The following is an 11,685-nucleotide window of genomic DNA, read 5'->3' on the forward strand; positions in this document are numbered from 1 at the left end:
CGCGCTCTCGCGGACGGTTGCTAATTTCGGGGACATGACACTCCCGGACGACGCGGCCCGGCACCAGGGGCACGGCCTCCGCCGTGACCTGGACCTGCTGGAGGCGCTCGCCTCCCCCGAGGCGCAGCGCGCCGGCGAACTGGGTGTCGTCCGTCTCGCCCAGCTCACCGGCCGGGAGAAGAGCCAGGTCTCGCGGGCCCTCAAGGCCCTCGCCGAGGAAGGCATCGTCGAACGCGACCCGGACACCCTGGGCTACCGGCTGGGCTGGCGGCTGTTCTCCTTGGTCGCCCGGACGGTCGAGGACCGGCTGGCCCGGACCGCCGAGCCGGTGATGCGGGAGCTGTCGGCGGAGCTCGAGGAAACCAGCCACCTCTGCGTCCTGCGCGACCAGGAGGTGCTCACGCTGCTGTCGGTGTCCGGGCACTCCTTCCGCGTGCACGGCTGGGAGGGGCGCGGAGTGCCGGCCCACTGCACGTCGGCCGGCCGAGTCCTGCTGCTCGACGCCACCCCCGACGAGCTTTACGTCCGTTTCCCGGCCCTGGCCGACGACCGGCCACTGTCCGAAGTGCACTCACTGCCCGAACTGTGGGCGAAGATCCAGCAGGCCCGCCGGGACGGCTACGCCCGGGTCCGCGAGGAGTTCGAGGAAGGCCTGGTCGGGGTCTCGGCGCCGATCCGCGACTTCCGCGGCCGGGTCGTCGCGGCGCTGAACATCTCCGCCCCCGCCGAACGGCTCGGCGAACGCCTCGACACCGCGGGCCGGGTCACCGCGAAGGCGGCGGCGAAGGTGTCCGCCCACCTCGGCTGGGAAGCCCGTCCCAAGCCACCGCCTGCCGCCCGCCTCACCTGAGCTGCCCGGAGCGCAACCAGCGTTGCGCGACCACCCTCCGGCTGGCTTCGCGCCGAAGGTCAGGACCGGAAGGCGTGCGGTGCCTCGAGCCGCCCGAGTTGCCTGAGGTCGACCGGCCGCTCCTGGACTTCCTCACCTCCTGAGGTTCTTGGCAGCCGTGCTCGCTACGGGCCGGATCAGCGCAATGCGGCGGCCAGCGCCGCGTCCAGCCGCGGGTGCGTGTAGTGGTAGCCGCCCTCGAGCGCGCGGCGGGGCACGGCGCGCTGGCCGGTGGTGACCATGCCCGCCATCTCGCCGAGCGCCATCCTGAGGGCGAAGCCCGGCGTCGGCAGGACGGCGGGGCGGTGCAGCGCCCGGCCCAGCGCCTTGGAGAACGCCCGCTGGGTGACAGGTTCGGGAGCGGTGCCGTTGTAGGCGCCGCGCCACGACGGGTCGTCGATCGCCTTGACGTACAGGCCGACGATGTCGTCGACGTGAATCCACGGCACGACGAACGCACCTCCCGCGATCGGGCCGCCCAGCCCGATCCGGTAGGTCGCGAGCAGCGATTTCAGCGTGCCGCCCGCGGCATCGAGAACGACACCGGTGCGCATCCGCACCACCCGGACACCGAACCCGGCCGCCCTGGCCGCTTCGTCCTCCCATTGGAGGGAAACCTTGGCCAGGAACGTGGTACCCGGCGGCGCGTCCTCGGTGATCTCCTCGACGCCGCGCGGACCGTAGTAGGAGACACCCGAGCTGGAGACGAGGACCCGGGGCCGGTCCGCTTCCGCGGTGGCACGCAGGCCTTCGACCAGGTTGCGGGTGCCGGTCACGCGCGAGCGCCGGACGCGGTCCTTGACCTCGTCGGTCAGCCGCCGGCCGAGGGGTTCGCCGGCCAGGTGCACCACGGCGTCCCGGCCGGCGAGCGCGCCGAGCGGGGCGGGTCCGGTGAGCGGGTCCCACTGCCACGTCGAGCGGTCGGTGCTCGCGGAGCGGGAAAGCACGGTCACCTCGTCGCCGCGCTCCCGGAGGCGGGCGGCGAGCTTGCCGCCGATGAGACCGGACGCGCCGGTGATGGTGATCTTCACGGTGCCGGACTCCTTGGAGCAGAGGGGAAAGGCTCTTCGCGCGAGCGCCGAGCAGGACGGCGCAGGCGAGCAACAGACCCTGGGCGACGAACGCCCCAGTCATCAGCGAGTGCGGCAAATCCGCTTACGGCACCAGCACGATCTTTCCCAAGGCGGTTCGCGCGGAGGACTCGGAGAGTTCCATGGCCGCCGCCACCTCGGTCAGCGGATAGCGGGCGGCGATCTTCGCCGTCAGCACCCCGTCGCGCAGGAGACCGAAGACGTGGGTGAGGTCCGTGCGGATCCGGGTGCGGAACGCCTCGCGCTTCGCCGAATCCGGCTTGCCCGCGCCCGACCACACGTCGAAGAAGCTCGCGTGCTTGCGGGTGGGCAGGGAGTTCCAGAACGCCAGCTTCGTCAGCACGTTCAGGAAGCTGAGCAACACGGGTGTCCGGTCGTCGAGCTTGCTCGCGATGCTGTAGCAGACCAGGGTTCCGGTCTTGGTGAGCAACCGGTAGGAGCGGGAGATGCTCGCCCCGCCGAGGTGGTCGAACACCGCGTCCACGCCATCGGGAGCCAGTTCGCGGACCCGGGCGGAGACGTCGGGATCCCGGTAGTCGACCGGCTCGACGCCCAGTGCGCGTAGCGCCTCGTGGTGCCGGGGGCTCGCCGTGCCGATCACCCGGGCACCGGTGTGGCGGGCGAGCTGGGCCAGCAGGGTTCCGACGCCACCGGCGACGCCCAGCACGAGCACGGTCTGCCCGGCGCGCACCTTCGCGACGTGGTGGAGCATCTGGTAGGCCGTCAGCCCGTTGACCGTCAGCGTCTCCGCCTCCTCCGCGCTCACGCCTTCCGGCACCTCGACCAGGTCGGCGGCCGGCAGCAGGACGGCCGTGGCCCAGGCGCCGGTCTTGGTCAGCGCGGCGAACCGCCTGCCGATCAGCGCGCGGTCCACGTCCGGGCCGGCCGACTCGACGACCCCGACGAGGTCGTAGCCGGGCACGAACGGGAACGCGGGCTGGCCGTAGTAGCGGCCCCGGCGCATCGCGCTCTCGGCGAAGGACACGGCGGTCGCTTCGACGCGCACCAGAGCCTGGCCGGCCGCAGGCCCCGGCAGCGAGCGCCGGACCACCTGCAGCCCGGACGGTTCGACCTTGCCCGGCAGCACCACTTCGGTCGCGGTCACGGTGGGGATGCTCGTCTCGGTCATGGCCGGCTCCTCGGTCCAGTGCGACTCCTCGTCGCTCAGTTAATGGTCGTAACTATGCATCGACATGTCATACTGCGTCAACCCATAGCGTGAAATGAGGTGTCCACGATGGCCGAGCAGGAGCCGACCCGGCGCGAGCGCTACCGGCGCCAGACCGTGGCGGAGATCAAGGCCGCCGCCATGGCCCAGCTGTGCGCGAGCGGCGCGGAGACGGTGTCGCTCAACGCGATCGCGCGGAGCATGGCCATGTCCGCGCCGGCGCTGTACCGCTACTTCGCCTGCCGCGACGAACTACTGGCCGACCTGGCTGTCGACGTCCACCTCACGCTGGCCGACGCCCTCGAAGCCGCCGCCGGCCGGAAGGTGTCCGCCGCGTCCCGGGTCACGGCGGTCGCCCACGCCTACCGCGACTGGGCACTGGCCCGGCCGCACGCCTACCACCTCGCGTACGAGACCACCTACGGCTCCGCCCGTGAGCACGCCGCCGACCGCATCGCGACCGCCGCGCAGCGGTGCATGGACGTGTTCCTGGGCGTCGTGGCCGAAGCCGGCGAGCCCGCCCGGGCACTCCCGCCCGCACTGGACAAGCAGCTCCGCGGCCGGCAAGGCAACCAGCACCGGACCCCGGCCGCGGTGCGGCACTTCGGGCTGATCTGGTGGAGCCGGCTGCACGGCCTGATCAGCCTTGAGCTGGGCCGGCACTTGGCAGCCACCGGCGTCGACGCCGCGTTGCTCTACCGGACCGAAGTCGAGGCCATGCTGGACGCCCTGCGGCCCCGCTACGGGGCCACAGCGTGACGCCCCATAGCGGAGCGACCTCCCCGTCCACATCGCTACGACCCATTACGATGCGACGATGAGCAACGAGCCACCGTCGGTGAGCCGGCGTGAGCGTCTGCGGGCCCAGACGTTCCAGGAGATCGAGGACTCGTCGTTCGCGATCATCGACGCCGACGGCGTGCACGCGCTGACGATCGCGGCGCTGGCCCGCAGCATGGCGATGTCCGCGCCGGCGGTCTACCGCTACTTCGCGTCACGGGACGCGCTGATCGCCCACCTGGTCACCTTGTCCTACCAGCAGCTCGCCACGGCGATGCGGGAAGCGGTCGAGGGCAGCAGGCGGGCACCGCGCGCGCGGGTACGGCTCGTGGTCGCCGCCTACCGCGACTGGGCACTCAGCCACCGGCGCCGCTACGGGATGCTCTTCGCCGAACGCGCCGACGACGCCCCCGGCCAGGCGGCCGGGCCGACCCCGCTGGACCAGGCGATGGCCCTGCTCATCGACCTGCTGGCCGCCGTCCAGGACACGGCTCCCGCCGAGAGCAAGACCGGCGACCGGGCCCTCGACGAGCAGCTGCGCCACTGGGCACGTTCCCAAGAGCGGCCGGACACCACGCCCCGCGCCGCCACCGCCGCCATCCGGATCTGGACCCGCATCCACGGGATCGTCAGCCTCGAACTCACCGGAATCTTCGACAACCGCACCATCGAGGCGCAGCGGCTGATCGACCTCGAGATCGACGACGCACTCACCGCCCTGACGGCAACCGCTCCCTGATCTTCAGGAGCTCGACGCCGAGCGGGCCAGGGTGACGTCGACGAGGCGTTCCGGCCGCAGCGTGACGGGGCCGAGCAGCCCGGAGCCGAGCGCCTGGCCGCGCGCGTTGGCGCCGGTGTTGGTGACCCGCACCCGCACCCGGTTGCGGCCGGGCCGCACCACCGCCGTCACGTCGACCCGGTACGGCGACCAGAGCCGGGATCCGGCTTTCCGCCCGTTGACTTCGATCTCGGCCACTTCGCGGACTTCCCCGAGGTCGAGGCTCCACGACCGGCCGGGCAGGAGCGCCGCGTCGAGGACGAATTCCCTTTCGTACCAGGCAGATCCGGAATACGCCGGGTCCAGCTCTGTCCAGGAACCGAGCGCGCGCGTGACCACCGGCGCGCCCTCGCGATCGAAGTGGAACGCCCAGCCGCCGCCGAGCGGAACTACCGCGAGCGGATCGGAAACCGCCGCCGTGCCGGTGTACGAACACCCACCGTCGACCGCGGTGACCGTGACCTCGCCCGGCCCGGCCACCCGCACCGTGGCGGTCGCGGCGCGGGCGTCGACGCGCACGCTTTCGACCGGCGCCGACGCGGACACGGCGTGCGCGGGTTCCCGTCCCGCGCGGAACACCACCAGCAGCGTCGCTTTCGGCTCGAGCCGCAGCTCCACGGCGGTACCCCCGGACCGCACCCGCCGCCACACGCCCGCGGGTGTCACGGTTCCCGTGTCGGGATCCCACACCTCGGGCACCCCGGACACCGGGAACGTCGCTGTCACCGCCACGACGTCCGCGCGCTCGTTGAGCACGACGAACGTCGCACGGCCGTCGCCTTCGAGACGCAGCACCCGGACGTCGTCGTGGTGTGGCTCCAGCACCGCCGCCGCACCTCCCGCGCCGGTGGCCGCGGCCGCAGCGGCCACCGGATCGGCCGCCCGGACCACCGAGCGGACGGAGAACAGCTCGACCAGCGCGCCACGCAGGCCGGCATCGTCTCCCCCGGCCTCGCGCCCCGGCTCGCCGACGACGATCACCGTGCCTCCGCCACGGGCGAACCGGATCAGCGTTCGCACCGACCCGAGTGCGAGGATCGGCGTCCGGGGGACCACCACGATCCCGTAGGCCTGTTGCCCGACGACCAGCCGCCGCCCGGCCGGCCGCGCGTGCGTCACCAGGGCGGGGTCCGCGTCGAGCGCTCCTTCGTCGAGGAAGTCGAAATCGACCTGGACGTCTTCCAGCGCGTGCGCCGCGGTGAGGAACGCGGTGTCCAGCTCGGCCATCGCCGGAGTGTCCTGTGTGGACTCGGTCGCGCGTTGCGGCTGGAGCAGCGCGGTGCGGGCCTTGGCCGGCATCCGGCACGCTTCCATCAGCCTGCCGATCCAGTCGTTCAGCGGCGCCGACACCGCCCACCACGGGTTGACCGGCTGGAACGGCGGCGGGTACACGATCTGGTTCTCGTCGCTGAACCGCGCGTGCAGCAGCGTGTGGTTCACGCCGCGCACCGCGAACGCGCCGATCACCTCGCGGACGAAGGCGGGCGTGACCTGCCAGCCGGTGCCGCCCATCGCCTCCAGGTAGACCCGCTCCAGCCCGAGCTGGTGCGCGGTGCTCGCCGGCCACCGTGACAGCGTGCGGTGGTAGCCGCGCTGGTAGTGGTCGAAGATCAGGTCCGTGCCCGGCACCTGCGCCCACTGGTTGGCGGTGTTCAGGTTGCCGGAGCTGCGCAGCTGCTCCCCTGGCCCGTATTCGTCCCACAGCGGGTTCGAAATCATCTTCAGGCCGTGCTCGGCCATCCACTGCCCCTGGGTCCGGTAGTACGCGGCGGCGAACCGGTTGCTCACCGCGCGCCAGAAGATCCCGCGCAGCCGCAGGCCGTCCGCACCGAGGTCGTCGTGCACCGCGGTCAACGCGATCCCCGGTGCCACCCCGGCCCGGCGCAGTTCCGCGTCCAATGTGGACGACCAGGGCACGGTGTCGAACGGCCCGTCGGCCGAGGCGAGGAAAGGCTCGTCGTCGGCGAAGCCGCGCAGGACCGAGCCCGCCGCCCACGGGAACCGCCGCAGGTACTCCCCCGGCACGGCGTCGACGAACAGCCGCACCGCCTCGTCGTCGAGCAGGTCGAGGTAGGCGCGGCCGGTGCCGGTGGGGGTGCTCAACGGGCGGACGGTGAACAGGTCCAGCCGCCAGCTCCCGGCGGGCGGTGTCCACGTGCCGCCCGCGCGGGCCTGCGCGGTCAGGTCCACCAACGAGCCGGGGCCGGCCGAAAACTCCGGCCGGGCGGCCGCGGCGACCAACGGGACGCCGGTCGCGGGCAAGTCGAAGGCATCGAGCGCGACCACGTCGTCGAACGTCTCCGCATACAGCACGCGGCCGTCCGGATCGCGCACACTCAGGCTGTCCCACGATGACCGCTGGCTCGCGACCGCGCGCACGCCGACGCGGCCGGTGGCGTACCGCAGCTCGGCCGGGGCCTGGGCGGCGCCGTCGAGCGACACCGTCAGCACCGTTCCCCGGACGCGCACCACCAGCTCGTGATCCGCGGCCGGGTTGAATCCCGGCACCGGCGATCCGCTGCGGACCAGGCTGAACGCGCCGCCGGTCTGCTGCCAGACGTCGACGGCACCGTCCGCGCGCAGGTCGGCGAGGACGCCGTTGCCCTCGTCGGCACTGCGCACCATGAGCCCGGCCGTGGCGCGCTCGACGCGGACCTTCGCCACGACGTCGTAGTCCTGCCATTGCGCGCCGTCGTGCAGCAGCGTCACGCCGTCGCGGGCACCGGCGTCGACCAGCAGCCGGCCGCCGGACACCGAGAGCCCGCGGCTGACCAGCGACACCGGAACCCCGCCCGCGACGGTCAGCACCTGGTGCCCCACGCCCTTGAGCCGCAGGTCCGGCCGCGGCCGGTAGACCCGGTCGCCGACCTTCCCGCCGTCGACGACGAGCCCGCCCGCGCGGCCGCTGGGGAAATAGTCGTCGTTGAACAGCCACAGGTGCATCCCGTGCCGCTGGGCCTCGCGCAGGGTGAACTTGATGAGCGCGAACCAGTCCTCGGTGAAGAACGCGGGGCGCAGCGCCGCCGTGTCGAACGGGAACACCAGCACCTCGTGGATGCCTTTGTCCCGAAGATCCGCCAGCCCCGCGGCGACGAGGGCGGTGGTGACGGCGCCGTTCCAGAACCACAGCACGGTGGGCCGCGAATCCGGGCGCGGGTCCGCGAACCGCCGCGCGGGATCGGCGGTACCGGGCGCGGCGTAGGCGATCGGCCACCCGCCGGCCGTCCCGGCGACGGCCGCTGCGGAAACGAGCGTGAGCACGCGCCGCCGGGACAGTTCGAACTCACCGCCGATCGGACGGAGCATCGGATCGTTCTCGGCCATGGTGACCTCTTCCCACGCGACTTGAAACGATTCAAGACAGTCGGGAAGTTACGTGACGCGGGTCACGGGGGTCAAGGATTGGCGGTAAACCTGTCTCGTGAAGCCATTCCTCAGCCGGCCGGGAAGTAGTGGCCGTCGAGCAGGCCGGGCTGCGCGGCGTCGGCGGGGATGCTCACGACGGGCAGGCCGAGCCGGCTGCCGATGGCCTCGGCGATGTCGCGGAACGGGATGGCGCCGTCCGCGACCGCGTGCCAGTAGCTGCCGGCCGGGCCCTTTTCCCAAGCCAAGCGGAACACGGCGGCGGCATCGCGGGCGTGCACGGCGTTCCACCGGTTGGCGCCGTCTCCGGGGTAGCCGACGACACCTTTCTCCTTCGCCAGCGCGATCAGCCGCTGGAGGAAGCCGGCTTGATCGGTCGTGCTGTGCGCGATGTCGGCGATACGCACGATCGACGACCGCACTCCGCGCTCGGCCAGGCCGACGACGGTGGTCTCCACGATGTTGCGAGCCCGCAGGGTGCCCGTGTGCTCTTCGCCGCCGGGCAGGGCCTCGGCCGACGCGACCCGCCGCCGGGTGACCGCCGCCGCGCGGGGCGACCAGCGGATCATGGTCGGCTTCCGGCCTGGCAGGCGAACCGCTGCTTTGGCACGCCGACGCGAGCACGCAGCCCACCAGGCGCCCGCACCTCAACGCCGGATACCTGGTCCGCGGCGTGGACGAAACGCTCGAGCACGCCGCCGCCGGCCGCGGCATCTCGTTCCTCGCGCGATCGGCGACCGTCTTCTCCACGCATCCGGAGGTCACCTTCGTGCCCGTCCCGGATCTGGCGCCGGACCAGGTGTGCCTCGCCATGGCGACGGCAAACCGTTCACCTGTGGTCGACGACTTCTTCACCGCGGCTCGGGCGGCGGCCGAGATCACGGCGGAATGCGGCAATCACGAAATGTGGCAGCTCGGCGGCGATGCCATCGCCGGCCCCTCATCGCCGGGCTGATGCGGGGATGGCGTTGTCGATGAGGACGGCGGCGATGGCGGCGGCGGTGGGGAAGGTTTCGGCGTTGAGGGCTCGGTTGCGGGCCGAGGCGCCGTCGAGGAGCAGCGCCAGTTGTTCGCCGAGCTGTTCGGGGTCGGTGGCGCCGGCTTCGCGTGCGGTTTCGGCGAGCCGGGCGGCGACGGCTTTTTTGTAGTCCTGTGCGCGTTGGCGCGCGGGGTGGTCGGGGTCGGGGATTTCGACGGACGCCGCGATGAAGGGGCACAGGGGTGTGATGTCGTCCTGTGCCACGGTCATGGGCAGGTCGAAAGCCGCGAGGAGCCGCTCGCGAGGCGTGAGGTCGGTGCGGTCGAACACTCCCGGCATGACGTCGGGATCGAACCGGCGCAGGTATTCGGCGACGAGTTCGTCTTTGCCGGCGAAGTGCTGGTAGGCCGTGCGCTTCGACACCTGGGCCACCGCGCAGAGCTGGTCCATGCCGGTCTGGTTGATGCCTTGCTCACGGAACAGCTGTTGTGACGCGCTGAGGATCCGCTCGCGCGCCCCCCTGCCGCGGCGCAGGCCCTGGGGGCCCTTCTCCGACTCCGTCATGCCTCCAGTCTAGCCGAGTTGGGTACCGACCGGTGTACATAGCTTGCGTCCCGGCGGACCGTCCGATACGTTAAGCACACAGATCGGTGTACATAACTACTCAACGGAGTGATCGTGGGAAAGCTCGATGGCAAGGTCGCGGTGATCACGGGCGGCACAAGTGGCCTGGCGTTGGCCGGCGCCCAGCTGTTCGTCGACGAAGGAGCGCATGTCTTCATCTCTGGCCGGCGGCAGGAAGTGGTGGACGACGCCGTCAAGCTGATCGGCCGGAACGTGACCGGCGTGCAAGGCGACGCGGCCGACCTGGCGGACCTGGACCGGTTGTTCGACACGGTCAAGCGGGAAAAGGGCGCGATCGACGTGTTGTGGACCAGCGCCGGGACGGGCGAGCAGCGCGCACTCGGCGAGATCACCGAGGAGCACTTCGACACCACCTTCGGGCTCAACGCGCGCGGCACGCTGTTCACGGTGCAGAAGGCGCTGCCGCTGTTCAACGACGGCGGCTCGATCTTCATGACCGGGTCCAACGCTTCGCTCAAGGGCTATCCCGAGTGGAGCGTGTATGCGGCGAGCAAGGCCGTGCAGCAGGCCTACGCCCGCGTGTGGCTGGCCGAGTTGAAGGACCGGCGGATCCGGGTGAACGTGCTGACTCCCGGCCAGGTCGCCACGCCGAAACAGGAGGAATTGTTCGACGAGGAGACGATGCGGCAGTTCGAATCCCAGATCCCGCGGGGAAAGATGGGCCGACCCGAGGAGATCGCGACGGTCGCGCTGTTCCTCGCCTCGGACGACTCGAGCTATGTGAACGGGATGGAACTGGCCGTCGACGGCGGCGTCGCGGCGATTTGAGCGGCGCAGTCACCCTTTCCTATCGTCGATCAAGACGGGACAATTCATGAGCAGCATCAGCATCATCGGCACCGGGAACATGGCCCGCACCATCGGCACGCTGGCGGTGGCGGGCGGCAACACCGTCGAGGTCATGGGCCGCGACCGGGCCAAAGCCGCCGAGCTGGCCAAGGTTCTCGGCGGCAGCGCCACGACGGGAGAGTGGGGTGCCGTCCCGGCCGGGGACATCGTCATCGTGGCCCTGTTGGCCGATCGCGTCGTTCCGGTCGTCGCCCACTACGGAGAAGCCCTCGCGGGCAAGGTCATCGTCGAAATCAGCAATCCCTTCAATTCCGCGGCCGACGGGCTCGCCCACGGCGAGGACACGTCGATCGCGCAGGAAGCCGCCAAAGTTGCCCCGGCCGATGCCAGCGTGGTGAAGGGGTTCAACACGATCTTCCGCCACGTCCTGGAGAAGGGCCGGCCCGCCGTCTTCTTCGCCGGCGACGATGCGCAGGCCAAGGCGGACGTGGCCGCCTTCATCGAGAGCCTCGGGATGCGCCCGCTGGACGTCGGCGACCTGAAAATGGCGTACTGGCTGGAAGGAGCGGGCGTGCTGACGATGGGCCTCGCCCGCCACGGCGTGGGGAACTGGGACTTCGCCCTCGGCGTCACCGAACTTGCCGGCTGAAAGGGTTCTCACGATGAAGCTTGGTTTCGCCATTCCCATCGTCGGCCCCGCTATCAGCAGCGCCGCCGGCCTGAGTGCGTTCTGCCGCGGACTCGAAGACCTGGGCTACGACACGTTGTGGGTCGGCGATCGCCTGGTCACGCCCGTCGAAATGCACAGCACCTATCCGGGCGAAGAGCAGCCGTACCCGCCGCAGATGACCCGCTACCTCGATCCGCTGATGCTGTGGACCGTCGCCGCGGCGGCGGCGACCAGCCGAATGCGGCTCAACGCCAGCACACTCAGCACGTTCTACTACGAGCCACCGCACCTCGCCTCGCCCGGCTGCTGACCACCCTCGACGTGCTCAGCGACGGCCGCCTCGACCCGCCGCGGCCCAGGACGCCGGCCGCGATCCTGATCGCGCGGACGGCTCGGCAGGAATGATTCCCGTGGGACGGTGATGCGCTCGGTCTGGAGGAGGTGGACGCGAGCCGGAGCAACCCGCGCCGGTGGCTAGTGTCGCGCGTCGCAAGTTGTTTGGCGTTCGGGTCGAGCGCCCCAATGTGGCGTTC

12 protein-coding genes are annotated in these 11,685 nt (G+C 71.3%); 7 read left to right on the forward strand and 5 right to left on the reverse strand.

All coding sequences use genetic code 11. The features are described 5' to 3' along the window. Positions 1–34 precede the first annotated feature (34 nt). Complete coding sequence (locus CF165_RS20430; RefSeq protein WP_093949136.1) at positions 35–850, forward strand: IclR family transcriptional regulator; 816 nt, start codon at positions 35–37, stop codon at positions 848–850. Between the two features lie 176 nt (positions 851–1,026). On the opposite strand, the gene CF165_RS20435 is transcribed toward CF165_RS20430, so the two are convergent. Together CF165_RS20435 and CF165_RS20440 are read right to left on the reverse strand one after the other, a co-directional pair. Continuing rightward, entirely contained in the window at positions 1,027–1,920 is an 894-nt protein-coding gene (locus tag CF165_RS20435) for a TIGR01777 family oxidoreductase (RefSeq protein WP_093949137.1), read from the reverse strand. Between the two features lie 124 nt (positions 1,921–2,044). Next, on the reverse strand, positions 2,045–3,109 hold the full coding sequence (locus CF165_RS20440) for a medium chain dehydrogenase/reductase family protein (protein ID WP_093949138.1): 1,065 nt from the start codon (positions 3,107–3,109) through the stop codon (positions 2,045–2,047). A gap of 108 nt (positions 3,110–3,217) precedes the next feature. On the opposite strand from CF165_RS20440, the gene CF165_RS20445 reads away from it, so the two are divergent. Further along, positions 3,218–3,907: a TetR/AcrR family transcriptional regulator gene (locus tag CF165_RS20445; RefSeq protein WP_093949139.1), complete on the forward strand. Its 690-nt coding sequence runs from the start codon at positions 3,218–3,220 to the stop codon at positions 3,905–3,907. 58 nt (positions 3,908–3,965) lie between these two features. Continuing rightward, positions 3,966–4,667: a TetR/AcrR family transcriptional regulator gene (locus tag CF165_RS20450; protein WP_093949140.1), complete on the forward strand. Its 702-nt coding sequence runs from the start codon at positions 3,966–3,968 to the stop codon at positions 4,665–4,667. Positions 4,668–4,670: 3 nt separating this feature from the next. On the opposite strand, the gene CF165_RS20455 is transcribed toward CF165_RS20450, so the two are convergent. Both CF165_RS20455 and CF165_RS20460 read right to left on the reverse strand, forming a co-directional pair. After that, complete coding sequence (locus CF165_RS20455; protein ID WP_093949141.1) at positions 4,671–8,030, reverse strand: glycosylhydrolase-like jelly roll fold domain-containing protein; 3,360 nt, start codon at positions 8,028–8,030, stop codon at positions 4,671–4,673. Between the two features lie 110 nt (positions 8,031–8,140). Further along, the gene (locus CF165_RS20460) at positions 8,141–8,638 is read right to left on the reverse strand and encodes a Rossmann-fold NAD(P)-binding domain-containing protein (RefSeq protein ID WP_240521681.1); all 498 of its coding nucleotides are present in this window, start codon (positions 8,636–8,638) and stop codon (positions 8,141–8,143) included. 104 nt (positions 8,639–8,742) lie between these two features. On the opposite strand from CF165_RS20460, the gene CF165_RS20465 reads away from it, so the two are divergent. Beyond that, positions 8,743–9,024, forward strand: a complete 282-nt coding sequence (locus CF165_RS20465; RefSeq protein WP_240521682.1) for a type 2 periplasmic-binding domain-containing protein — start codon at positions 8,743–8,745, stop codon at positions 9,022–9,024. On the opposite strand, the gene CF165_RS20470 is transcribed toward CF165_RS20465, so the two are convergent. Continuing rightward, a complete protein-coding gene (locus CF165_RS20470; protein ID WP_093949142.1) occupies positions 9,010–9,612 on the reverse strand; it encodes a TetR/AcrR family transcriptional regulator in 603 nt (200 codons plus the stop codon). The two genes, CF165_RS20465 and CF165_RS20470, sit on opposite strands and share 15 nt — an antisense overlap. Positions 9,613–9,726: 114 nt before the next feature. Between CF165_RS20470 and CF165_RS20475 the strand changes: the two genes are divergently transcribed. Genes CF165_RS20475 through CF165_RS20485 form a run of 3 tightly spaced genes read left to right on the forward strand, consistent with a single transcriptional unit; the run spans position 9,727 to position 11,462 of the window. Next, a complete protein-coding gene (locus CF165_RS20475) occupies positions 9,727–10,461 on the forward strand; it encodes an SDR family NAD(P)-dependent oxidoreductase (protein WP_167441523.1) in 735 nt (244 codons plus the stop codon). A gap of 46 nt (positions 10,462–10,507) precedes the next feature. Further along, on the forward strand, positions 10,508–11,131 hold the full coding sequence (locus CF165_RS20480; RefSeq protein WP_093949144.1) for an NADPH-dependent F420 reductase: 624 nt from the start codon (positions 10,508–10,510) through the stop codon (positions 11,129–11,131). Between the two features lie 13 nt (positions 11,132–11,144). Continuing rightward, positions 11,145–11,462, forward strand: a complete 318-nt coding sequence (locus CF165_RS20485; RefSeq protein ID WP_240521684.1) for an LLM class flavin-dependent oxidoreductase — start codon at positions 11,145–11,147, stop codon at positions 11,460–11,462. The last annotated feature ends 223 nt before the right edge of the window (positions 11,463–11,685 follow it).

Source organism: Amycolatopsis vastitatis, assembly GCF_002234595.1.
Taxonomy (GTDB): domain Bacteria; phylum Actinomycetota; class Actinomycetes; order Mycobacteriales; family Pseudonocardiaceae; genus Amycolatopsis; species Amycolatopsis vastitatis.